Annotated in this window: 17 protein-coding genes; 10 read left to right on the plus strand and 7 right to left on the minus strand. The window is 70.5% G+C overall.

Going from position 1 to position 23261, the window contains the following annotated elements:
* Positions 1 to 71: 71 nt before the first annotated feature.
* Positions 72 to 1148, minus strand: coding sequence for a serine protease (locus KBX21_RS21415; RefSeq protein ID WP_049574812.1), 1077 nt, complete (start codon positions 1146 to 1148; stop codon positions 72 to 74).
* A gap of 202 nt (positions 1149 to 1350) precedes the next feature.
* Positions 1351 to 3006 carry a CocE/NonD family hydrolase gene (locus KBX21_RS21420; RefSeq protein WP_210843292.1) on the minus strand — a complete coding sequence of 552 codons (1656 nt, stop codon included), beginning with the start codon at positions 3004 to 3006 and terminating at the stop codon, positions 1351 to 1353.
* 348 nt (positions 3007 to 3354) lie between these two features.
* Here KBX21_RS21420 and dxr point away from each other — a divergent pair, with 348 nt between their 5' ends.
* The 6 genes from dxr (at position 3355) to KBX21_RS21450 (ending at position 12082) form a co-directional block, all read left to right on the plus strand.
* Positions 3355 to 4557 (plus strand): 1-deoxy-D-xylulose-5-phosphate reductoisomerase, encoded by a 1203-nt coding sequence (dxr, locus tag KBX21_RS21425; protein WP_307869248.1) that lies wholly within the window; start codon positions 3355 to 3357, stop codon positions 4555 to 4557.
* Between the two features lie 28 nt (positions 4558 to 4585).
* Positions 4586 to 5941 (plus strand): RIP metalloprotease, encoded by a 1356-nt coding sequence (locus tag KBX21_RS21430; protein ID WP_210843296.1) that lies wholly within the window; start codon positions 4586 to 4588, stop codon positions 5939 to 5941.
* A gap of 259 nt (positions 5942 to 6200) precedes the next feature.
* A complete protein-coding gene (gene ispG, locus KBX21_RS21435) occupies positions 6201 to 7355 on the plus strand; it encodes a flavodoxin-dependent (E)-4-hydroxy-3-methylbut-2-enyl-diphosphate synthase (RefSeq protein WP_049578447.1) in 1155 nt (384 codons plus the stop codon).
* A gap of 403 nt (positions 7356 to 7758) precedes the next feature.
* Positions 7759 to 9216 (plus strand): amino acid permease, encoded by a 1458-nt coding sequence (locus KBX21_RS21440; protein ID WP_210843299.1) that lies wholly within the window; start codon positions 7759 to 7761, stop codon positions 9214 to 9216.
* Between the two features lie 269 nt (positions 9217 to 9485).
* The gene (locus KBX21_RS21445; RefSeq protein ID WP_210843301.1) at positions 9486 to 10292 is read left to right on the plus strand and encodes a carbon-nitrogen hydrolase family protein; all 807 of its coding nucleotides are present in this window, start codon (positions 9486 to 9488) and stop codon (positions 10290 to 10292) included.
* A gap of 71 nt (positions 10293 to 10363) precedes the next feature.
* Complete coding sequence (locus KBX21_RS21450; RefSeq protein WP_210843303.1) at positions 10364 to 12082, plus strand: NAD(P)/FAD-dependent oxidoreductase; 1719 nt, start codon at positions 10364 to 10366, stop codon at positions 12080 to 12082.
* A gap of 110 nt (positions 12083 to 12192) precedes the next feature.
* Here KBX21_RS21450 and KBX21_RS21455 read toward each other — a convergent pair whose 3' ends face one another.
* A complete protein-coding gene (locus KBX21_RS21455; RefSeq protein ID WP_210843306.1) occupies positions 12193 to 12666 on the minus strand; it encodes an Lrp/AsnC family transcriptional regulator in 474 nt (157 codons plus the stop codon).
* Positions 12667 to 12852: 186 nt separating this feature from the next.
* On the opposite strand from KBX21_RS21455, the gene KBX21_RS21460 reads away from it, so the two are divergent.
* From KBX21_RS21460 to KBX21_RS21470, 3 genes are all read left to right on the plus strand, one after another.
* Complete coding sequence (locus KBX21_RS21460) at positions 12853 to 14457, plus strand: alpha/beta fold hydrolase (protein ID WP_210843308.1); 1605 nt, start codon at positions 12853 to 12855, stop codon at positions 14455 to 14457.
* Positions 14458 to 14566: 109 nt separating this feature from the next.
* On the plus strand, positions 14567 to 15406 hold the full coding sequence (locus KBX21_RS21465) for a GNAT family N-acetyltransferase (protein ID WP_049578433.1): 840 nt from the start codon (positions 14567 to 14569) through the stop codon (positions 15404 to 15406).
* Between the two features lie 113 nt (positions 15407 to 15519).
* Positions 15520 to 16749 (plus strand): Bcr/CflA family efflux MFS transporter, encoded by a 1230-nt coding sequence (locus KBX21_RS21470; protein WP_049578431.1) that lies wholly within the window; start codon positions 15520 to 15522, stop codon positions 16747 to 16749.
* Between the two features lie 63 nt (positions 16750 to 16812).
* Here the strand turns inward: KBX21_RS21470 and KBX21_RS21475 are convergent, their stop codons facing one another.
* From KBX21_RS21475 to KBX21_RS21490, 4 genes are read right to left on the minus strand one after another with little or no spacing between them, the layout of a single operon-like run.
* Positions 16813 to 18519, minus strand: a complete 1707-nt coding sequence (locus KBX21_RS21475) for an ABC transporter ATP-binding protein (RefSeq protein ID WP_374225738.1) — start codon at positions 18517 to 18519, stop codon at positions 16813 to 16815.
* Positions 18516 to 19400, minus strand: a complete 885-nt coding sequence (locus tag KBX21_RS21480) for an ABC transporter permease (RefSeq protein ID WP_026128911.1) — start codon at positions 19398 to 19400, stop codon at positions 18516 to 18518. Before KBX21_RS21480 ends, KBX21_RS21475 begins: the two co-directional genes overlap by 4 nt.
* Positions 19397 to 20332 (minus strand): ABC transporter permease, encoded by a 936-nt coding sequence (locus tag KBX21_RS21485; protein WP_049578429.1) that lies wholly within the window; start codon positions 20330 to 20332, stop codon positions 19397 to 19399. The genes KBX21_RS21480 and KBX21_RS21485 overlap by 4 nt, the downstream gene beginning before the upstream one ends.
* A 46-nt stretch (positions 20333 to 20378) precedes the next feature.
* On the minus strand, positions 20379 to 21983 hold the full coding sequence (locus tag KBX21_RS21490) for an ABC transporter substrate-binding protein (protein WP_210843310.1): 1605 nt from the start codon (positions 21981 to 21983) through the stop codon (positions 20379 to 20381).
* 731 nt (positions 21984 to 22714) lie between these two features.
* On the opposite strand from KBX21_RS21490, the gene KBX21_RS21495 reads away from it, so the two are divergent.
* Positions 22715 to 23251 (plus strand): ATP-binding protein, encoded by a 537-nt coding sequence (locus KBX21_RS21495; RefSeq protein WP_049578424.1) that lies wholly within the window; start codon positions 22715 to 22717, stop codon positions 23249 to 23251.
* Positions 23252 to 23261: the final 10 nt, after the last annotated feature.

The raw sequence follows: 23261 nt of genomic DNA on the forward strand, positions 1-23261 counted from the left end.
GCCGGACTTCGGCCGCCACCGCCCCGTCGTGACCCCGGGTCCCACGCGCGGAGGATTCGGGTGAACGGTTCCTAGAGCTGCGCGGCGTGGTCGTAGAGGCGCTTGGCCTCGGTGCCCAGGCGCGGGCCGTACTGGGTGCTGCGGTCGTCGGCGTACTTGAAGCTCACCACCGAGGAGATGGTGCCCTCGCCGGTGGCGGGGTCGAAGTCGGTGAACCAGGGACCGCCGCTGGACCCCTGGGTCATGGTGCACCGAACCCCGTTGGCGGTGGTGCCGCCTGTGTCCGGGACCGTCCGGCCGGAGCAGTAGTGCAGTTCGCGACCGTTGAAGGGCGAGGCGGCCGGGTAGCCGAAGGTGTAGACCTGCAGGCCGTTCTTCACGTTCTGCTCGGTCCACGTGGAGAAGGACAGCTTCTGCGCGCCGACCCGGTCCTGCACCGGCGTACCGCCGTCCTTGTTGAGCACGACCATCGCGAAGTCGTAGCTGTCGTCGGCCCGGTTGGACCACTGCGGCGCGACCATGAGGTCCCGCGCGGTGAACTTGCCGTACGGGCTGTCGCCGGAGGAGTAGCCGGGGACGAAGGTCCAGTTCTGGGCCCAGGAGCCCTTGCCGTCCTTGGCGCAGTGCCCGGCGGTCACCAGGGTGCTCTTGTTGGCGGAGTCCACGACCGAGGCGGAACAGGTGAAGTCCTTGCCGTCCATGGTCAGGTACACCTTGCCGGTGGTCTCGGTGACCTTGCCGCCGTCGTTCCAGCGCGCTCCGTCGCTTCTGGGGCTGGAGGCCTGCGGCTGGATGTCGGCGGACTGCCCGAGCGGGTCGGCCAGCCCGAGGGTGGACTCCACGAGGCTGGTGATCGGCTGGGCGGCGGCCATGCGGTCGCTGGTCCAGTAGTCGAGGACCGCGGTGCGCTGTTCGCCGGTCACGGCTCCGGCCTGGCGGTCGATCCCGTCCGTCCGGGAGGCGGGCGTGCGCCCTTCCGGTGCGGGGCGTTCGGGCGCGAGCGCGTCCGGGAGGACCGCGGAGGCGTGGATGGCCTGGGAGACGGCGGAGGCCGGGGCGGGCAGGTGGTCGATGAGGGCCAGACCCCCGAAGGCGACCGCGACAGCGGCCAGCGGGGCGAGGATCCTGCGTGCGGTGGGCGAGGTCATGCCGACGATCTTCGCACACTTGGAGTAACTCGATAACTACTTTGGGTTTGTGTCGCGGGTTTCTCGGGCAGGCGCGGGTCTCTCGGGAGGGCGACCGGCCGTCCTCGTGAGAGAAGGGGCGGCCGGTCGCCTTGTGCGTGGTGCTCCGTTGACCGGAACTCGGGTTTTCGGCGCCGATAGCTGGCAGAAAACCCGCACCGGTCTACCCGAGCGGGATTTTCACCCGGGTCGGCTCCTCCTCCGGGGAGGTCACCGTCACCCGGTCCCCGATCCGGCTCTCACTGACGTACCGGGCGTCCTTGCTGTCCACCACCACGGCCAGGCGGTGTCCGGCCGGTACGTCCCACACGACAGACGACAGCTCCGTCCGCACCGTCACCGGTTCGCCCGGGGCGGCGTCGCGCAGGGTGTGGGGGGCGTGGCTGAGCAGGGAACCGGTGCCCCGCTCGTTGATCGCGTACAGGTAGACGAAGACCGACTGGTCGGCGGTGGTCGGGGTGACCGTGAACGTCACCTCGGGGGTCCCCGCCACACGGGCGCCGTCGGGGTAGGCGGGGCTGGTCCACACGGCGGCCCGGTACCGGTCCACCGTGGGCAGCAGGACCCCCGTGGGCACGTCGAAGAACTGCTGGAGCGCCCCCGACAGGATCACCGTTCCGCTGCGGGCGGTCGTGCCGATCCCGGTGCGGAAACCGTAGTCCCAGCCGGTGGCGGGTTCCCCGACCATCGCGCCGTTGCTCTGCCAGCGGCCCCAGCTGGAGCTGGGCCGGTCGAGGTGGTACTCGTCGGTCGCCGTCGTCACCGAGGGCCAGTCAGCGTGTGAGGACCAAGCGCCGTCGCCGTTGTTGGGTCTGACGCGCACCGGGTCCTCGGCGTCGATGCCGTTGTCCTCGCCCTTGAGGTGGTGGTCGAACCAGCGGGCCAGGTCCTCCCAGACCTCGTTGGGCAGCCCCACCGCGCCGAACGCCTCGGAGGTGGCGTGGTCGCCGGGGGCGAGCATGAGCCGCTTGGGGCCGGACAGCTCCTCGTAGAAGTCGGCGATGTGCCCGGCGGGGAACATGCCGTCGTTCCACCCGTGCGCCATCATGACGGCGGTCCCGTTGGCGTTGATCCGGTCCACCTTGGTGGCGGCGGAGCGGTCCGGAGCCATCTCCAGGATGGGGTCGACGTTGCCGCGCCGGTACTCGCGCTCCATCTCCCTGAGGGAGTCTCCGGGGGTGCCGAGCAGGTTCCCGGCCAGGAGCAGCAGCTCGGCGGACTGCACGTCGATGGTGTCTCCGGGGTAGAGCGAGGCCCCCAGGTCGGCCCAGCCGCTCATGGAACCGACCGCCCTGACCCGTTCGTCCTCCGCGGCGGTGAGGAGGCTGATCCCGCCGCCGTAGGAGATGCCCGCCATGCCGATCCGGTCGGCGTCGGCCTCGGTGTTCTCCAGGGCCCAGTCGATGACGGAGCTGGCGTCGGCCCGGTCCTCGGGCCCGGCGACCTCGATGCCGCCGCCGGAGTCCCAGAACCCGCGGGAGGAGTAGGCGACGACCTGGTAACCGGACTCCTCTGCCAGCTTCTTGGCGGCGCCGACGTAGAGGATGTGCGGGGTCGCCCACGCGGAGGGCATCACCAGCAGGGGGTGCGGGCCCTCGGCGTCGGTGGGGGTGATGACCTTGGCTTTCAGTTCGGTGCCGTCGTGACTGACGATGGTCTCGTAGTTGGTGGTGGAGGAGACGGTGACCGCGGAGGCGGGCGCCGGGGACAGGGCGGCGACCGCGACGGCGGCCGCCACGGCGGTGGCGGAGAGGGCGTGGAACCGCGCACCGAAGGGGGTTCGCTCGCTGGAGGGGGGACGCGTACTGACTCGGGACATGGCGGGAACCTCGGGGGTGGGGGGAGGGAGGCTCCGATGGTCGCTCGCGCCAGCACCATCGGGGGCGGGGACACCGACGGTGATCGGCGTCTCTCTTTACTGTGAGGTAACTTACTCGCCAGTCAAGTTAGGCGATCCCCTGCCCTTTGTAAAGACCCCGTGAACACCGCGCCCCGCCGAGCCGACCCGAGCCCGTTCCTGAGTGCCCCGAGCCCGCCCCTGGGTCCACCCCCGAGCCCGCCTCCGAGGGTTCGCCCCGTCGTTCCCACGCGTTGTCCACAGGCCCCGGCGGCGGGCCTCCGGGTGCGGGACAATGGAGGGGTGCGAGAAGAACAGCAGCGAACAGTAGTGATCCTCGGCTCCACCGGTTCCATCGGAACCCAGGCCGTCGACATCGTCCAGCGCAACCCCGCGCGCTTCCGGGTGGTGGGCCTGGCGGCCGGGGGCGGCCGCGCCGACCTGCTCGCCAAGCAGGCCGTCGAGCTCCGGGTCGGGCACGTGGCCGTGGCCGACCCCGCTCGCGCCGCCGACCTCACCCGCCTCCTGCGCGAACAGGGCTCCGACGCCGAGGTGCTGGTCGGCGCCGAGGGAGTGGCCGCGCTGGCCGCACTCCCCTGTGACGTCGTCCTCAACGGGATCACCGGCGCCCTGGGCCTTGAGTCCACCCTGGCCACGCTGCGGGCCGGCAGCACCCTCGCCCTGGCCAACAAGGAGTCCCTGATCATCGGCGGGCCGCTGGTGCGGGACCTGGCAGCCCCCGGCCAGATCGTCCCGGTCGACTCCGAGCACTACGCCATCGCCCAGTGCTTCCCCCACGTGCCCGAGGGCGAACTCACCAGCCCCGCCCAGGGCCTGGTCCACGCCGCCCGATCCGAGGTGCGCCGCCTGGTCGTCACCGCCAGCGGCGGTCCCTTCCGGGGCCGTCGGGCGGACGAACTCACCCACGTCACCCCCGCCGAGGCCCTGGACCACCCCACCTGGAGCATGGGCCCGGTCATCACCGTCAACTCCGCGACCCTGGTCAACAAGGGTCTGGAGGTCATCGAGGCCAACCTGCTGTTCGACGTGCCCTTCGACCGGATCGACGTGGTCGTGCACCCGCAGTCGATCGTGCACTCCATGGTCGAGTACGTCGACGGCACCACCCTGGCCAAGGCCAGCCCGCCCAGCATGATGATCCCGATCGCTTACGGGATCGGCGGCCGCGAGCGCGTCCCCGACGCCGCGCCCGGTATGGACTGGTCCCGTGCCCAGAGCTGGACCTTCGAACCGCTGGACCACGAGGCCTTCCCCGCCGTGAGACTGGCCGCGGAGGTCGGTGCGGCGGGCGGAACCGCCCCGGCCGTCTACAACGCCGCCAACGAGGAGGCCGTCGACGCGTTCCTCAAGGGAAACCTCGCGTTCCCGGCCATCATGGACACCGTCTCCCAGGTAGTCTCTGAACACCAGCGGGCGGACCATCCGGGTGCCTCGACCCTGACCCTGGACGACGTGTACGCCGCTGACACCTGGGCCCGAACCCGCGCGCGCGAGCTGCTCACCCGCGGCTGAGGACCGACATCGGTTTGAGGAGAGATGCATGGTCGTTCTGCTGACCGTGGTCGGGATCGTCCTGTTCGTCGTGGGGCTGTTGTTCTCGATCGCCTGGCACGAGCTCGGCCACATGTCCACGGCCAAGATGTTCGGGATCAAGTGCACCGAGTTCATGGTGGGCTTCGGCAAGACGCTGTGGTCGGTGCGCAGGGGCGAGACCGAGTACGGCATCAAGGCCGTCCCGCTGGGCGGGTTCGTGCGCATGGTCGGCATGCTCCCGCCCGCCCGGCAACGGGCGGACACCGGCGCCAGGAAGATGTCGCGCTGGCGGGCCATGGCCGAGGAGGCCCGCGAGGCCTCCTACATGGAGCTGTCCCCCGAGGACCAGGACCGGCAGTTCTACCAGCGCTCCCCCTGGAAGCGCCTGATCGTCATGTTCGCGGGTCCGGGCATGAACCTCGTGCTGGCGATCATCCTCCTCGGCGTGCTCTTCATGGGCATCGGCGTGCACCAGGAGACCCCGCAGATCGGGTCCGTCCGCGAGTGCGTCGTCCCCGCCGGGGTGACCGCCACCGAGTGCACCGACGAGTTCGCGCCCACCCCCTCACACGAGGCGGGGCTGGAGCCCGGCGACGTCGTTGTCTCGATCGACGGCGAGCCGGTGACCGGCGACACCGTCAACGGGCAGATCAGGCAGTCCCTGGGCAGCACCGAGTTCGTGATCGAACGCGACGGTGAGCGCTTCACCACCGACGTCGACATCGTCGAGAACGAGCTGCCCGCCAGGGACGCCGAGGGCAACATCGTCTACGAGACCGACGACCGGGGCGACCACGTCTACGACGAGCAGGGCCGCAGGGTGGCCGCCACCGAGGTCGTGGGCTTCCTGGGCGTGGTGTTCGTCCAGGAGCGCCAGCCGCTGACGGTGGGGGAGTCGGTCTCCGAGGTCGGCACCATGCTGGTCAGTGTCGGTGAGGCGATCATCGCCCTGCCCAGCCGGGTCCCCGAGGTGTTCGGCGCCGCCTTCCTGGGCGAGCAGCGCACCGAGGACTCCCCGGTCGGCATCGTCGGCATCTCCCGCATCGGCGGCGAGATCATGTCGCAGGGCCTGCCGGTGATCGACACCGTGGCGATCATGATCAGCATCCTGGCCAGCGTCAACCTCTTCCTCTTCGCCTTCAACCTGCTGCCGATCCTGCCGCTGGACGGCGGGCACATGGCCGGGGCGATCTGGGAGTCCGTCAAGAAGTGGACCGCCCGGATCTTCCGGAGACCGGACCCGGGACCGGTGGACGTGGCCCTGCTGACACCTGTGGCCTACGTGATCGTGGGCTGCTTCCTCGTCTTCAGTGTCATCCTGCTCGTGGCCGACCTCATCAACCCGGTACGGCTGTTCGGCTGACCCCTCCGGGGCGGCCCTGCGCCGTCCCGGAGGAATGAACACCGGTTGAACTGGTGTGAGCGCGCCCACGAAGGGCCGTGGTTCGCCCGAAGGGCGGGTAACCTTGGTGTCGCGTACCGGGATCGCCGCCGTGGCGGAGGCCAGCGAGACGGAGCACCCGGACACGCCTGGCGGGCGCCTCCGCGCGCGCCCCACTCTCCACGAACCGGACGACATCAAGTGCCGCCCTCCCTCCGGCGGCAGACGAGGTGAACCAAGCGTGACCATTGATCTCGGTATTCCCGCCACACCGCCGCGCCCGCTGGCGACCCGGCGCAAGACCCGACAGATCATGGTCGGGAACGTCCCCGTGGGCGGGGACGCGCCGGTCTCCGTGCAGTCCATGACGACCACCCGCACCTCCGACATCAACGCGACGCTCCAGCAGATCGCCGAGCTGACCGCCTCGGGCTGCCAGATCGTGCGCGTGGCCGTCCCGACCAACGAGGACGCCGACGCGCTGCCGATCATCGCCAGGAAGTCGCAGATCCCGGTGATCGCCGACATCCACTTCCAGCCCAAGTACGTGTTCGCGGCGATCGACGCGGGCTGCGCCGCCGTGCGCGTCAACCCGGGCAACATCAAGAAGTTCGACGACAAGGTCGCCGAGATCGCCAAGGCCGCCTCCGACGCCGGGACCCCGATCCGGATCGGCGTCAACGCCGGTTCGCTCGACAAGCGCCTGCTCGCCAAGTACGGCAAGGCCACTCCCGAGGCGCTCGTGGAGTCGGCGCTCTGGGAGTGCTCGCTGTTCGAGGAGCACGGCTTCCAGGACATCAAGATCTCGGTCAAGCACAACGACCCGGTCGTGATGGTCAACGCCTACCGGCTGCTGTCGCAGGCCTGCGACTACCCGCTGCACCTGGGCGTCACCGAGGCCGGTCCGGCCTTCCAGGGCACCATCAAGTCCTCCGTGGCCTTCGGCGCACTGCTGTCGGAGGGGATCGGCGACACCATCCGGGTGTCCCTGTCCGCCCCGCCCGCCGAGGAGGTCAAGGTCGGTGCCCAGATCCTGGAGTCCCTGGGCCTGCGGGAGCGCGGCCTGGAGATCGTCTCCTGCCCGAGCTGCGGCCGCGCCCAGGTGGACGTCTACACGCTCGCCGAGGAGGTCACCGCCGGGCTGGAGGGCCTGGAGGTGCCGCTGCGCGTGGCCGTCATGGGCTGCGTCGTGAACGGCCCGGGTGAGGCGCGCGAAGCCGACCTCGGTGTGGCCTCCGGCAACGGCAAGGGCCAGATCTTCGTCAAGGGCGAGGTCATCAAGACCGTCCCCGAGTCCAAGATCGTCGAGACGCTGATCGAGGAGGCCATGCGCATCGCCGAGGAGATGGGCGAGGCCGGGGTCGAGGGCGAGCCCAGCGTGTCCGTCGCGGGCTGATCCGCGGGGTTCCCGCCAGAGGTCACCACGCTTCAGGGGAGTACGGCCGGTGCCGTGCTCCCCTTTGTCGTGTCCTGAGGTCGTGTTGGTCCGGGACCGCCGAGCGCGGGCCAGGAACACCCGGAGCGGCCGAACGCTTACACCTACGGGTGGATCCCGCATCGTCGCTGGTCAGGTGAGCCTGATCGCCGTGTGTCACGACACATGACATGGATCACCATGGCGTGCGTTTTCTTGCGTCAGCACGCATGATCCCGTCATGGGAAGCCGACAAAGGCAACGAATGTGGGTCATGTTACTCATGCAACACCATTAACGTTGCCGAAGGCACAAATGGGGTCTCGTTGGTTCGTGACGGCGCCGATCCGGTGTGCCCACCCGCAGAACGTCGAGGAGTCATTTCGTGGTGGACCAGAAGAGCCCGCTGGCGGACGCCTCCGCTCCCACGCTGGGGCGGCGTCTGAGCCGACGCAAGCCGGTCGAGAAGCTCGTGGCCGAGACCGAGGGCGACAACGGCCTGCGCCGCACCATGGGGTTCTGGCAGTTGTCCATGATCGGTATCGGCGCCACCCTGGGCACCGGCATCTTCGTGGTCCTGGGAGAGGCGGTCCCGATCGCCGGACCCGCCGTCATCCTGGCGTTCGTCCTGGCCGGTGTGACCGCGCTCTTCTCCGCGCTCGCCTACGCCGAGATGGCCGGGATGATCCCCGCCTCCGGCTCGGCCTACTCCTACAGCTACGCCACCATGGGCGAGTTCATGGCGTGGGTGTGCGGCTGGTGCCTGATGCTCACCTACGGGGTCTCCGTGGCGGCGGTCGGCGTCGGCTGGGGCCAGTACATCAACGAGCTCCTGCACCTGACCACGGGCCTGTCGCTGCCCGGCGCGCTTCTGGCCGGACCACTGGAGGGCGGCGTGATCAACGTCCCCGCCGCCGTCGTGGTCCTGCTGTCGATGTTCGCCCTGCTCGCCGGGGTACGGGAGAGCACCCGGGTCAACGCCGTCATGGTCACCATCAAGATCGCGGTGCTGGTGATGTTCGTGGCCATCGCGATCACCGCCGTCCAGCGGGGCAACTTCGCCCCGTTCCTGCCGATGGGCATGGCCGGTGTCTCCGCCGCCGGAGCCACCCTGTTCTTCTCCTACATCGGCTTCGACTCCGCCTCCACTGCCAGCGAGGAGGCCCGGAACCCGCAGCGCGACCTGCCGCGCGCCATCATGTTCTCCATGATCGTGGTCACCGCGATCTACTGCCTGGTGGCCTTCAGCGCGGTCGGCGCCCTCAACTGGACCCGGTTCGCCGAGGGCCGGACCTCCCTGGCCGGGATCCTCACTGTCGTCACCGGCACCCCGATCTGGGCGGTCATCTTCGCCGCCGGGGCCGTCCTGGCCCTGGCCAGCGTCGTCCTGGTGGTCCTCTACAGCCAGACCCGCATCCTCTTCGCGATGTCCCGCGACGGACTGATCCCCGCCGCCTTCTCCAAGGTGGACTCCCGGGGCACCCCACGAGCCAACACGATCATCACGTCGGTGTTCATCGCCCTGCTGGCGGCGCTCATCCCGCTCGGTCCGCTCGCCGACGCCACCGCCATCGGCACGCTCTTCGCCTTCGCCCTGGTCAACGTGGCCGTGCTCGTGCTGCGCAGGAGCCGCCCGGACCTCAAGCGCGCCTTCCGGATGCCCGGCGCGCCCGTGACCCCGGTCCTGGGCGTGCTGGCCTGCGCCTACCTGATGGTCAGCATGCCGGTCAGCGTGTGGGTCGCCTTCGGCGCCTGGCTCGTGGTGGGCCTGGCCATCTACTTCGGCTACGGCATGCGCCGCTCCGCGCTGGAGACCGAGCCCGCCGTGGAGGTCGGTTCCTGACCGGAGCCGCGCCGCCCACGGCGGCGGACGGACGATCGGGGGCGGGGCCGGGGGAATCCCCCTGGCCCCGCCCCGCGTTCGTCCTGGTGCCCGAAACCGCTCCGGGTTGACGAACGAACGGAGCGTGAGAAGGCCATCGGGCGCAAAGAAGCACCCCGGATCAGCGTGAACTCGCAACGGAGTGCACGTCCCACACACGGTTCCCACGTCCCCCTCCACCTAGAGTGGACGCGGCCGACCAGCGGCGACACACCAGGAGGTACGCAGCGATGCCCGCACCACTGCGCGTGGCCCTCGACCAGGGCACGGGACGCAGCGGCGATCCCGCCTCCTCGCTCCACCGGCTCCACGGGAGGGCCCGCGCGGCCGCCTCCGAGGGCGCCGCCCTGCTGGTCACCCCCGAGATGTCGCTGACCGGCTACAACATCGGTGAGCGGGTCCGGGACCTGGCCGAGCCCGCGCAGGGCCCCCTCTTCACGGCGGTCTCCCGGATCGCCGCCGACACCGGCGTGGCGATCGTCTACGGCTTTCCCGAGCTGGCCGACGGGGACGTGTACAACGCGGTGCGGCTCGTGGACGCCACGGGGGCCTCCCGCGCGCTGTACCGCAAGACCCACCTGTTCGGCGGCCTGGACCGGGACCTCTTCCGTCCCGGCGACGATCTGGTCGTCCAGGTCGACCTCGACGGTCACCGGATCGGCCTCCTGGTCTGCTACGACGTCGAGTTCCCCGAGACCGTCCGGGCCCATGCCCAAGCTGGGACCACCCTCCTCGTCGTGCCCACCGCCCTGATGGCCCCGAACACGTCGGTGGCCACACTCCTCGTCCCGGCGCGGGCCATGGAGAACCAGCTCCACCTGGCCTACGTGAACCGCTGCGACACCGAGGGCGAACTCGACTACGTCGGACTGAGCACGCTTGTGGGCCCCGACGGCACCGAGCTGCTCCGGGGCGGGGGCACCGAGGCCCTGCTGGTCGGCGACGTCGACCCGGCGGCCACCGAGGCCTCCCGTGCCGAACTCTCCTACCTCGGGGACCGTCGCACGGACCTGTACCCCGCGCCCGACACCCACTGACACCACCCGCCCCACCCGACACCGCCGCGCCCGCGGCACCCACACACCCCGCTCCAGCGAAGGAGGGCCCCATGACGTCCGCCGTGCCCACGTCCGCCGGTACCGCAGCCGTGTCCGACGACCAGGACCGTCCCCTGACCATGTCCGGGCCCGACTTCCCGTTCGCCTACGACGAGTTCCTGGCGCACCCCGCCGGCCTGGGCCAGGTTCCCGCCGAACACCACGGCGCCGAGGTCGCGGTCATCGGCGGCGGCCTGTCCGGCATCGTCACCGCCTACGAGCTGATGAAGATGGGGCTGCGGCCCGTCGTGTACGAGGCCGACCGGATCGGCGGCCGCCTGCGCACCGAGCGCCTGCCCGGGGCCCCCGACGACGTGGTCGCCGAGATGGGCGCGATGCGCTTCCCTCCGACCTCCACGTCCTTCTGGCACTACGCCGACCGCGTGGACCTGCGCACCAGCCCCTTCCCCAACCCGCTCTCCCCGGCCACCCCGAGCACCGTCGTCGATCTCAAGGGCGAGTCGCACTACGCGACGCACCTGGACGACCTGCCCGAGCTGTACCGGGACGTGGCGCGTGCCTGGGACCGGACCCTGGAGAGCGTCGAGCACACCCGCATGCAGCGGGCGATCCGCGAGCGCGACGTGGCCACCCAGAAGGAGATCTGGAACCGGCTGGTCGAGCGGCTCGACAACCAGACCTTCTACGGCTTCCTGTGCGAGTCCCCGGGCTTCGCGTCCTTCAGGGACCGCGAGGTCTTCGGCCAGGTGGGCTTCGGGACCGGAGGCTGGGACACGGACTTCCCCAACTCCATCCTGGAGATCCTGCGGGTCACCTACACGGGCGCCGACGACGATCACATGGGCATCGTCGGGGGCGTGGACCAGCTCCCGCTCCGACTGTGGGAGGACGCCCCGGACAAGCTCGTGCACTGGGCGCAGGGCACGTCCCTGGCCTCGCTGCACGGCGGTGAGGCGCGCCCCGCCGTGACAGCGCTGCGCCGCACGGCGGCGAAGGGCTCCCAGGCGGGCAACATCACCGTCACCGACTCCTCCGGCTCCACCCGCACCTACCCGGCGGCCGTGTTCACGGCGCAGTCCTGGATGATGCTGTCCAAGATCGACTGCGACGACGACCTGCTGCCGATCGACCACTGGACCGCGATCGAGCGGACCCACTACATGGAGTCCTCGAAGCTGTTCGTCCCGGTGGACCGCGCGTTCTGGAGGGACCGGAACCCGGAGACCGGCCGGGACGTCATGAGCATGACGCTCACCGACCGCATGACCCGGGGCACCTACCTGCTGGAGGGTGAGGACCCGGACGGCCCGGCGGCGATCTGCCTGTCCTACACGTGGTGCGACGACTCGCTCAAGTGGCTGCCGCTGTCCGCCAACGAGCGCCTGGAGGTCATGCTGGCCTCGCTGGGCAAGATCTACCCGGACGTGGACGTGCGCTCCCACATCACCGGTGACCCGGTCACGGTCTCCTGGGAGGACGAGCCGTACTTCATGGGCGCGTTCAAGGCGAACCTGCCCGGCCACTACCGGTACCAGCGCCGCCTGTTCACGCACTTCCACCAGGAGGACCTGGCGGAGCGGCACCGGGGGCTGTTCCTCGCCGGTGACGACGTGTCCTGGACCGCCGGGTGGGCCGAGGGCGCCGTGCAGACCGCCCTGAACGCGGTGTGGGGCGTCATGCACCACTTCGGCGGCCGCACCGACCCCACCAACCCGGGCCCGGGCGACCTGTTCGACGAGCTGGCCCCGGTGGCCCTGCCCGAGGACTGACCGGATCCGGCGGCGCTCACCCGCGCTCGGGGGTGGCGTCCGTACGAGGGCCGACAGGGCTTCGGCGTCAACGTCCCGGCATCCCCGCCTTCGGCGACCGGCTCTGGGGCCTAGTCCGGGGGGTCGGTCCCGGCGGCTCCGGCGAGGATGGGCTGGTCGACCAGGCGGGAGAGCACCAGGGTGCTCTTGGTGCGGACCACGAAGGGTTCGGCGCCGATCCGCTCGATCACCTCCTCCAGGTGCCGGGTGTCGCGTGCGCGGACCTGCACGATGGCGTCGGCCTCCCCGGTGACGGTGCAGGCCGAGGTGATCTCCGCGTAGCCGGACAGGCCGATGCGGATCTCGCCGGGGGACGTGCGGGCGCGGCAGTAGAGCTCGATGAAGGCCTCGGTGGTCCAGCCGATCGCCTGGGGCTCGACGACCACGGTGAAGCCGCGTACGGCCCCGGACTCGATCAGGCGGTCCACCCGGCGCTTCACAGCGGAGGGGCTGAGGCCGACCCCGCCGCCGATCTCCGCGAAACTCGTCCGCGCGTCCGCGCCGAGCATCGCGATGATTCGCTCGTCGACACGATCAAGCCGCATTGTGCCCCTTTGTCCATGTCTGATCTGACCAGGGCACATGTTACCGGGGGAGTGCTCGGGCGGGGCCCGTGTCGCTTCCCATTGTCACGTTGCGTAGCGGTGAGAATGCATGAGGACATCCTGGCCGGTATCGGGGGTAAGCGAGTGCGATCAGCGTGCACACAGTGGGCAGCAGTCTCCGCCGGGGTGCTCCTCGCATCCCTGGTCGCCGTTCCGACGGCGCAGGCCGCCCCGACCGGGACGCCCCCCGCGCCGACCACCAGGATCGACCAGAGGGCGCTTGACTGGCGGCCCTGCGAGGACCTCGAACCGGTCGGCGACACCGCGATGGAGTGCGCCACCCTCACCGTCCCCATGGCCAGGAGCACCGACGGCGCACGCGTCGCCGACCTCGCCCAGACCCTCCAGATCGCCCTCTCCCGGGTCCCCGCCACCGGCACCGCCGAGCACACCGTGCTGGTCAACCCGGGCGGGCCGGGCAGCGCCGGACGCAAGTGGGCCGCGCACACCCACAACCGCATGCCCGAGGAACTGCGCGAGATCCACGACGTGGTCGCCTTCGACCCGCGCGGCATGGGCGCCTCCACCCCCAACGTCACCTGTGACCCCGCCTACTTCGCCCCCGTCCGCAAGGACTCCGTCCCGGCCGACGCCACGGAGGAGCGGGCGCTGCGCGAGGACGCCGAGGCCTACGCCGACGCCTGCGCCCGGAACACCGGTCCGCTCCTGGACCACATGCGCACCGAGGACACCGCGCACGACATGGACGCCATCCGCGTCGCCCTCGGCCTGGAGCAGGTCGACTACCTCGGCTACTCCTACGGCAGCTACCTCGGCACCGTCTACGCCTCGCTCTACCCCGACAGCGTGCGCGCAGTGGTCCTGGACAGCGTCGTCGACCCGGACCTGCCCTGGTACGAGAGCAACCTGCGCCAGAGCCGGTCCCTGGACCGCGCCGCGGAGAACTTCTTCGACTGGATCGCCCGCCACGACGCCACGTACGGTCTGGGCGCCGACGGCGATGCGGTCTCCGCCGCCTACTACGACCTGCGCGCGCGTCTGCGCGAGGCCCCGCTGGAGGACACCGTCGGCCCCTCCGAACTGGACGGCGCCGCCGCCGTCGTCGCCTACAGCGGCAACTCCTGGCCCTCAGTCGCCGAAGCCCTGGCCGCCCAGGTCAACGACGCCGACCCGGCCCCGCTCCTGAAGCTGCACGAGACCTACGGAGACGACGCGGACAGCGACCCCGGCTTCGGCGGCTACCTCGCGGTCCAGTGCACCGACGCCCCATGGCCCCGCGACTGGGACACCTGGGACACGGACGCCAGGCGGATCCACGAGGACGCGCCCTTCCTGGGCTGGCACAACATCTGGTACAACGCCCCGTGCGCCTCCTGGGACGCGGAGTCCGCACCGTGGTTCCAGGTCGGTGACGGACCCCGCGAACACGCCGCCTACGAAGGGGACGTGCTCGTCGTGCACGCCACGGCGGACGGCGCGACCCCGGTCGAGGGCGCCTACTCCCTGCGTGAGCGCCTGCCCGGCTCCTCACTGGTGATCGAGGACGGCGGCATCACCCACGGCGTGGCCCTCACCGGCAACACCTGCGTGGACGAGACCGTCGTCGCCTACCTCAGGGACGGGGTCCTGCCCGAACGCGGCGCGGACGGCCCCGACGTCACCTGCGACGCCCGCCCCGAACCCAGCCCGCGCGGTGCGCAGAGCACCGAACCGACCGAACCGACGCGGGTGGAACGCCTTGGCCCGATCGGACTCGAATCATCCAGGTGAGTCCGGACAGAGGGTCGAATAGGCTGGAATCGGCGCGAATTCGTCGTGGGCCCACGAACCGATCCGGTGTCCCGCCGGAGCAGGTGATCGGGATGATGGGGGAGATGCGATGCTGCGGACCTCGGCGGTACGGATTCTGGGAGAACGTGACCGGGAGGCCGTCCGCGCGCTCCTGGACGCCGACCCCGTGGGCAACGTCTTCGTCGCCTCACGGCTGATGGCCACCGGCATGTCCGGCGGGGCCGGGGCCGAACTCTGGGGTCACACCGAACGCGGCAGACTCACCGCCCTGTGTTACTCGGGCGCCAACCTCGTCCCGGTCAACGCGGGGCCCGCCGCGGTACGCGGGTTCGCCGACCACGCCCGCTGGCGCGGCCGCCGCTGCTCCTCGATCGTCGGTCCGGTCGAGGCGGTCAGCGACTTCTGGCAGCAGATCACCCCCGCCTGGGGTCCCGCCCGCGTCATCCGCGCGAGCCAGCCGGTCCTGGAGATCGACGGCCCGCCCGTCGTCGCCCCCGACCCCCTGGTGCGCCGGGTACGCGTCCAGGAGATCAACACCCTGGTGCCCGCCTGCGTCGCCATGTTCACCGAGGAGGTGGGGGTCCCCCCGGACTCCGGCGACGGCGGCGCCCTCTACCGCGCCCGCGTCGAGGAACTGGTCCGCACCGGCCGCGCCTTCGCCCGGATCGAGGACGGCCGCGTGGTGTTCAAGGCCGAGATCGGCGCCGTCACCCGGCACGCCTGCCAGGTCCAGGGGGTGTGGGTCCACCCGGAGCTACGCGGCCGGGGCTACGCCAGCGCGGGCATGGCGGCCGTGGTCAACTACGCCCTCGCCGAGATCGCCCCCCGGGTGACCCTCTACGTCAACGACTTCAACGCCCCCGCCAGGGCCACCTACCAGCGCGTCGGCTTCCGCCAGGTGGGAGAGGTCATGTCGGTGCTCTTCTGAGCGGCGGCGCGTACCTGACACATCCCCGTCAGTTTGCCGATCCGTCCCGGGTCGGCGCCAACCGCCCTGGGTAACGTGGACGGGCTCCCTCCCCCGTGCCGCAGAGAGGCCCCATGCTCCACAACCCGACCGGTCGCGCTCGCCTGGGGCTGGCCCTCCTCCTCGCCCTGCTGACGGTGCTGGGCCCGCTCAACATCGACATGTACCTCCCGGCCTTCCCGGAGATCTCAGGCGACCTCGGCGCCAGCGCCTCCCAGGTGCAGCTGAGCCTCACCGCCTGCCTGGTGGGCCTGGCCGTCGGCCAGGTGGTGATCGGCCCGATCAGCGACGCCAGGGGGAGGCGCGGGCCGCTCCTTGTCTGCGTGGCCCTGTTCGTGCTGGCCTCGGCCCTGTGCGCGCTCGCCCCCGACACCGGGGTGCTGGTGCTGGGCCGCTTCCTCCAGGGGTTCACCGCCAGCGCCGGAGTGGTCCTCTCCCGCGCCGTGGTGCGCGACGTCTTCGACGGCACGGCGCTCACGCGGTTTTTCGCACTGATCATGGTGGTGGTCGCGGTCGCCCCGATGGTCGCCCCCGTGGTCGGCGGCGGAGTCCTGCTCCTGCCCTCCACGACGTGGCGGAGCATCTTCTGGGCGCTGGCCCTGCTCGGCGCCGTGGTCGTCCTGGTCGTGGCCGCGCGACTGCCGGAGACCCTCCCCGTGGAGCGGCGCATCCCCAGCACACTCGGCGGCAGCCTGCGCACCATGGGTGTGCTCCTCCGCGACCGCCGCTACCTCGGCCACACGCTCATCGTCGGCCTGCTGCACGGCGGCAGCTTCGCCTACGTCGCCGGGACGCCGTTCGTCTACCAGGACCTGTACGGGGTGTCCCCGCAGGTGTTCGGGTTCCTGTTCGGCGTGAACGGGATCGCCATCATCCTCGGGAGCGCCGCCGTCGGCCGCCTCAGCGACCGCTACGGGGAGCGCACCCTGCTCGGGGTGGCCGTGGTCGTGGCGGTGGCCGCCACCGCCGTGGTGCTCGCCACGGCGTTCCTCCAGGGGCCGCTGGTCCTGCTGGTCGTCCCGATCTTCGTCTACATGACCTGTATGGGCATGGTCCTCACGGGTTCCTTCGCCCTGGCCATGGAAGGCCAGGAGAACCGGGCCGGGAGCGCCAGTTCGCTCCTGGGCGCCCTACCCATGTTCATCGGCGCCGCGGTGGCGCCCATGGTCGGACTGGACGAGACCACGGCGGTCCCCATGGGCCTGCTCCTGTTCGGCACATCCGCCCTGGGCCTGCTGGTCCTGGTCACCCTCGCCCGGCCCGCGCCGATCCCCGCCGTCCGCGAGGCCGACCCCCAGCCCTGACCACGCCGCACACGCGGGGGGCGGGGCGCGCACCGCGCACCCCGCCCCCCGTCCGGAACCGGGTCACGCCTCGGCGACGCGGTCCGACGTTCCCTTCCGCTCCGCGTCCATGCCCAGGCGCTCGGGGGCGCCGGGGAAGGACAGCTCGAAGTCAGGGGTGTCGGCGATCAGCGCGCGCGTGTACTCGTGCCTCGGCGACGACATCACCTCGCCCACCGGTCCGTACTCGACGATCTCGCCCCTGTTCAGGATGGCGACCCGCTCGGCGATGTTGGACACCAGCGCGATGTTGTGGGTCACGAACAGCAGCGCCATGCCCTGGTCCTGGAGCTCACGCAGCAGTTTCACGATCTCCGCCTGCACCGAGACGTCCAGCGCCGACGTGATCTCGTCGCACACGAGCAGGTCCGGACGGGTGGCCACCGCGCGCGCGATGCACACGCGCTGGCGCTCACCACCGCTGAGCTGCTCGGGGAAGCGGTCCGCGTAGGAGGCGGGCAGCGCGGCCCGCTCCAGGGCCTCGGCCACCACGGCGTCCGGGTCGTCGGGTCGGCCCACCAGGTGCCGGTAGGGGCCCAGGACCTGGTCCCGCACCCGCTTGCGCGGGTTCAGCGCCTCGTACGGGTTCTGGAACACGTACTGCACCCGGCGTCGCTGCTCCGCCGTCCGGCGGTAGCTGCTGGTGGCCAGCGGCTCCCCGTCGAAGAGGATCTCGCCGGTGAACTGGTGGTGCAGACCCGCCACCGAACGGGACAGCGTCGTCTTGCCCGACCCTGACTCGCCCAGCAGTGCCACGCACTCGCCTCGGGAGACCGACACGTCGATCCCCTCCAGCACCTGCGTGCGCCCGTACCCGGCGGCCAGCCCGGAGACCCGCAGCAGCGGCTCCTCCTCGGGTTCGGGCTCCTCATGGCCCGAGGTCTTCAGCAGCGGCACCGCCATCAGCAGCTGGCGCGTGTACGCGTGCCGGGGATCGGACAGCACCGTCTGGGCGCGCCCGTGTTCCACGACCTCGCCCCGGTACATCACCGCGATGTCGTCGGCCAGGTCGGCGACCACGGCCATGTCGTGGCTGATGTACACACCGGCGGTCCCGTAGTCACGGGTCATCGACCGGATGGTCTCCAGCACGTGCGCCTGCGTGGTCACGTCCAGGCCGGTGGTCGGCTCGTCGAGCACGATCACGTCCGGGCGGCCCACGAACGCCATGGCGATCGCCACCCGCTGCTGCTGTCCGCCGGAGAGCTGGTGCGGGTAGCGGCGCAGGAAGACCTCGTCGTCGGGCAGGGCCACCTCGCGCATGACCTCGCGGACCCGCTCCCGGGCCTCCCTGTCCGACAGCGAACCGTCGTGCAGGGCCTCCGCCAGCTGCACACCGAGCCGCAGCGCCGGGTTGAGCGCGGAGGCGGGCGACTGCGGGATGTAGGCCACCGCGCGTCCGCGCAGCTGACGGACCTCTCGTTCGTTCAACGTGGCCAGGTCCTGGCCGGAGACCAGTACCTGACCCCCGACGATCTCCGTGGCGCGCTTGCAGTGCGCCAGCAGCGACAGACCCAGGGTGGTCTTGCCCGAACCGGACTCGCCCACGAGCCCGAGGATCTCGCCGCGCTTCACGGTGATCGACACGCCGCTGATGATCTCGACGTCCGAGGGGCGTCCGATCACGGTGAGCCCGTCGACCACCAGCACGGTCTCGCCCTCGGGGCGGTCCGTCCGTCGGGTGTCCCCGGTCCCGGTCCCGCCGGGCTCCGTGTTCTCGTTCAAGGTCACTTCTCGACCCCCCGGTCGATACCGATCGCCGCGCGGGAGAGCCCGTCGGTGATGAGGTTGGCGCCGACGGTGAGCACCGCGATCGCCGTCACGGGCAGTGCGACCGCCCACGGCTGGATGGCCATGCCCTGGCGGTTCTCGTTGATCATGAGGCCCCAGTCCGCGGTGGGCGGCTGGAGGCCCATGCCGAGGAACCCGAGTACGGCCACCACACCGATGGAGTAGGTCAGGCGCAGGCCCAGCTCCACCAGCAGCGGACTGGTCACGTTCGGCAGGATCTCCACCGTCATGATCCGCCAGCGGGGCAGCCCGATCGCCTCGGCCGCCTTCACGTAGTCCTGCTCGATCACCTTGCGGGTGGCCTCGCGGATCACCCGGGCCACGCGCGGCATGTGCGACACCGCGATGACCGCGACGATCAGCCACACCTTCGGGCCGAGGATCGACATCACCAGCAGGGCGGCGATCAGCTGGGGGAAGGCCAGCAGCACGTCGTTCGTGCGCATGAGGACGTCGTCCACCCAGCCGCGGCGGTAGCCGGCGATGACGCCGATCACCGTTCCCGCGGCCACACCGATCCCGGCGGAGGCGACGGCCAACAGCAGCAGTGTCCAGCCGCCCCACAGGAAGCGGGTGAACACGTCGCGGCCCCGGTTGTCACCGCCGAACAGGGTGCCGTCCACGCCGGTCTCGAACGGCTTGGACACGAACTCGGTGGCGGTGTAGGGGGCCACGAACGGCCCCAGCACCGCGATCAGGACGATGAGCCCGGTCAGGGCCACACCGACCTTGGTGCGGCCGAACCGCCAAGCGGTCCGGAACAGCCCCGGACGCCGCCGTGGCGCCGCGGTGGCGGGTGTGCTCGTCGAAGGTCCAGTCATCGGTTCGCGACCCTCACCTTCGGGTTGGCCGCCAGCCCGATCACGTCGGCGACCAGGTTGACGAGGATGTAGATCCCGGCGATGAGCAGGACCACGGCCTGGATCAGCGGCACGTCACGGTTGCCGATGGCGTCCATGAGCACCTTGCCGACACCGGGGAAGTTGAACAGGAACTCGATGGCCACCACGCCGCCGGCCAGCCAGGCCAGCTGGAGGGCGACCACCTGGGCGACCGGGCCGATCGCGTTGGGTGCGGCGTGACGCCACAGCACCGTGCGCTCGCCCATGCCCTTCAGCCGTGCCTGCTGCACGTACTCGCTCTCCAGGACCTCGATCATCGTCGCCCGCATCATGCGCACGATCGGCGGGGCCACGGCCAGAGCCAGGGTCAGCACCGGCAGGACCCACTGCTCGGGTCCCCCCTCACGGGCGTACACGGACGGGAACACACCGAGCCCACCCGGTCCCAGCAGCAGGATCAGCAGGATGCCGACCACGAACTCGGGGACGGACGCCAGAACGAGCGTGCCCATGGAGGAGGTGTGGTCGAAGGCGCGGTCGCGGCGCAGGGCGCTGAACGCCCCCACGAACAGCGCGATCGGGGTCGCGACCAGGGCGGACAGGCCCATGAGGGTCAGTGAGCTCCGCACCGGGTCGGTGAGGTACTCGGCGACGGGCATCCGGTTGGAGAACGACGTGCCCAGGTCGCCCTGGACCAACCCCTGGAGCCACTGCATGTACTGCACGGCCACGGGTTCGTGCAGGTTGAGCTGGTTGCGGAGCGCTTCCAAGCGCTCCGGGGTGGCGTCGCGCCCCAGGATGAGCTGGGCCGCGTCGCCGGGCAGGGCCTGCGTGGCCGCGAAGACCACGAGGGACACCGCCCAGAGCGTCAGTGCGCCGAAGAAGAGGCGGACGACGATGAGTCGAGTCATGGTGAGCTTTCGGTAGCGGTCTGGAGGTTCGGGAACCGGATGTCCGCTACTGCTCCAGCCACATGGTGTGGAAGGCGTAGGAACCCAGGGGGTGACCCGAGACCGCCGGAGTCAGACCGTGCACCGAGGAGTGGTAGGCGTCGAGCAGGTTCACGAAGCCCCACACGATGTAGCCGCCCTCCTCGTGCTCGATCTCCTGGGCCTTGCGGATGAGCTCGTTGCGCTCGTCGTCGTCGGCGGTCTGACGCGCCTCCTCCAGGTACTCCAGCCACTCCTCGTGCTCGCCCCACATGGTCTCGTTGTAGGGGGCGCCCACGACCGAGCCCTGGGCGGTCTGGGTGATGTAGTTCCGGGCGCTCCAGAAGTCCTGCCCGAAGGCGTACGGGAAGCCCTCCTCCGGGTTCCAGTAGTCGCTGGGGTTGACCCGGCGCAGGTTGACGGTGACCCCGGCCTCACGGGCCTGCTCCTGGAAGACCTCGGCGGAGGCGACCACACCGGCGCTGATGTCGGAGGTGACCAGCTCGACCTCCAGGCCGTCCTCGTGACCGGCCTCGGCCAGCAGACGCCTGGCCTCCTCGATGTCCTGCTCCCGCTGCGTGATGTCCTCGGGGTAGGACGGGTCCATCCGCGCGTACATGTCGTTGCCGAGCTGGCCGTACCCGGCCAGCGCCTGGTCGATCATCTCCTGCCGGTCGACGATGAGGCGGAAGGCCTGGCGGACGCGCACGTCGTCGAAGGGGGCCTCCTCGACGTTCATCGTGAAGGGCAGCCACATGCCGGTCTCGGACTCCAGGATGTTCACGTTGGGGTCGCCCTCCATGATGGCGACCTGGACGTGCGGGACCTGGCTGATGACCTGGACGTTGCCGCTGTTGAGCGCGTTGACCCGGGCGTCGTCCTCGGGGAAGTTCACGATCTCCAGCTCGTCCACGTAGGGCAGGCCGTCGATGTGGAAGCCCTCGTGGCGCTCGAAGACGCTGTACTCGCCGACCTTGAACTCGGAGAACTTGAAGGGACCGGCGCCGATCGGGTTGTCCGGGTCGTAGTCCACCGGGATGACGCAGTTGTAGTACTCGGCGAGCGCCTCGGGGAGGGTGACCAGCGGCTCGTCGACCGGGATCGTCATCGTGAGCTCGTCGACGATCTCGAGCTTCTCCGGGTCGACGCCGGGCATGTCACCCGCGCCGCGCATGGGGTTGTCGGGGTCGAGGATGCGCTTGAGGGAGTACACGACCGCCTCGGTCGTGACGGGGCTGCCGTCGTGGAAGGTCAGGCCCTCCCTGAGGACCAGCGTCCACTCGGTGCCGTCCTCGTTGGGCTCCAGCGACTCCGCCAGGTAGGGCTCGATGGTGCCGTCGTTGTCGAAGCGCATCAGAGCGGCGTAGAGGGCGTGGTTGCGCGCGATGTCGACGTTGTCGGTGGGGTCGTGCGCGTCGAGGGTGTCGCTGGCGCCGCCACCCGCGACGCCCACCTTCAGACGGCCGCCGGTCTGCGGCTCGCCGTCGCCGGAACCACCGGAGCCGGAGCCCCCGCCGCCGCAGGCGGCCAGGACCGGGGCGACGGCCGCGCCGGCCGCTCCGGCCTTGAGGAGGGAGCGGCGGGAGGTGAGGTGGTTCAGGGCGGTGGTGGGGTCTTCGGACTGGGCTGGCACGGGGACACCTCGTGTGGGGACGGGAACTTCGGAGAGGCCGGGACCCTGGTGACAGACGGTGGCTGGGGGGTGCCCCCGGTAGGGATTGTCGGGATCGGCCCCAATCGATACTTGTTCGCACTACAGGAAGCGTCAAACGAGGTCGGGGCCGTCTGGAGGGCGTCCGGGACATTTCTTACGGTCTGTCCGGGCTGGTGTTGGAGGGGGCGGTGACTTCTGCTGTGGCCTGGGGGTTTCAGGCCGATTCGGAGGGCGTCCCGCGTGTCCGTGTGCGGGCACCGTCCGCGCCGTGGTAGGGGTCCCAGGCGCGTTTTCGGCGCTCCCTGTTGTGTCCCCATCGTTGTCTGTGAGTAGTGAAAACGTGGCGTTTAGTCGCGTATTTTCCGTCTTTCCCAGGCGCTCGATCACGTAGGGTGACACCCTTGGGGTGGTGAGAACGGGTCCTCGTGGCCGCTGCTCCTCACGATTTCGGGGGAGGGCGTGCGCCGGACGCGGCCGGATGCGGCCAGGGTATTGCCCTGGTGTTGCCTGGGTGTTGCACGTCACATGGCCGGTCCAGGGGTCCGAGCTGTTTCCTTTGTCCACATCGGGGAGGACACGGGACGGGGTTTTGTGACCAATCCCCGGCGCGAGGAACCCAGGTGTGCTGTTCTGGACCCGGCACACCCTTGTCTAAGGTGAGTGCGGGAGACGCAACCCGCGCGCCCGTCGCGGGTGATTGGAGTGACCGGATGGCTGAGGCGAGGCAACTCCGGGATTACGTGCCCGCGGAGGCCCCGGACGCCGCGACGTCGACCGCACCACGGATCGACGTCGGAGATCTCACGGGTGGGGTCACCGACCACACCGTGTGGAGCTGTGCGGGGAACCTGACCGCGGTGCGGTCCATCCGCGCGCGGGTCCGTGAGTTCCTCACCAGGAACGGGCACGGCGACGGCGCCCTGGACGACGCGGAACTGGCCGTGAGCGAGCTGGCGACCAACGCCCTGCTCCACTCGCGCTCGGGCCAGAGCGGTGGCGTGATGACGCTGTTCATCCGCTCCGACGCGAACAGGCTCCGGGTGGCCGTGGCCGACCAGGGCGAGCGCGACCCGGTGGACAGGCACAGCGGACACACCCGCGAGGACGGCGACGACTTCGGACGCGGCAAGTTCATCGTCGACAGCTGCGCCACGCGCAGCGGCGAGTACTGGAGCGAGGCCACCCACGTCTCCTGGTTCGAGATCGACGACGAATCGGGCGGGAACGCGGTCGGCGAGACGGCCTGAGGGGCCCCGG

The organism is Nocardiopsis sp. B62, assembly GCF_018070675.1.
Taxonomy (GTDB): domain Bacteria; phylum Actinomycetota; class Actinomycetes; order Streptosporangiales; family Streptosporangiaceae; genus Nocardiopsis; species Nocardiopsis prasina.

Coding starts and splice junctions, on each gene's coding strand:
- KBX21_RS21420 (WP_210843292.1), bottom strand. CDS start 3,006: ATGTCCCGAGTCAGTACGCGTCCCCCCTCCAGCGAGCGAACCCCCTTC.
- KBX21_RS21480 (WP_026128911.1), bottom strand. CDS start 19,400: ATGACTGGACCTTCGACGAGCACACCCGCCACCGCGGCGCCACGGCGG.
- KBX21_RS21495 (WP_049578424.1), top strand. CDS start 22,715: ATGGCTGAGGCGAGGCAACTCCGGGATTACGTGCCCGCGGAGGCCCCG.
- KBX21_RS21470 (WP_049578431.1), top strand. CDS start 15,520: ATGCTCCACAACCCGACCGGTCGCGCTCGCCTGGGGCTGGCCCTCCTC.
- KBX21_RS21445 (WP_210843301.1), top strand. CDS start 9,486: ATGCCCGCACCACTGCGCGTGGCCCTCGACCAGGGCACGGGACGCAGC.
- KBX21_RS21430 (WP_210843296.1), top strand. CDS start 4,586: ATGGTCGTTCTGCTGACCGTGGTCGGGATCGTCCTGTTCGTCGTGGGG.
- KBX21_RS21415 (WP_049574812.1), bottom strand. CDS start 1,148: ATGACCTCGCCCACCGCACGCAGGATCCTCGCCCCGCTGGCCGCTGTC.
- KBX21_RS21455 (WP_210843306.1), bottom strand. CDS start 12,666: ATGCGGCTTGATCGTGTCGACGAGCGAATCATCGCGATGCTCGGCGCG.
- KBX21_RS21450 (WP_210843303.1), top strand. CDS start 10,364: ATGACGTCCGCCGTGCCCACGTCCGCCGGTACCGCAGCCGTGTCCGAC.
- KBX21_RS21485 (WP_049578429.1), bottom strand. CDS start 20,332: ATGACTCGACTCATCGTCGTCCGCCTCTTCTTCGGCGCACTGACGCTC.
- KBX21_RS21465 (WP_049578433.1), top strand. CDS start 14,567: ATGCTGCGGACCTCGGCGGTACGGATTCTGGGAGAACGTGACCGGGAG.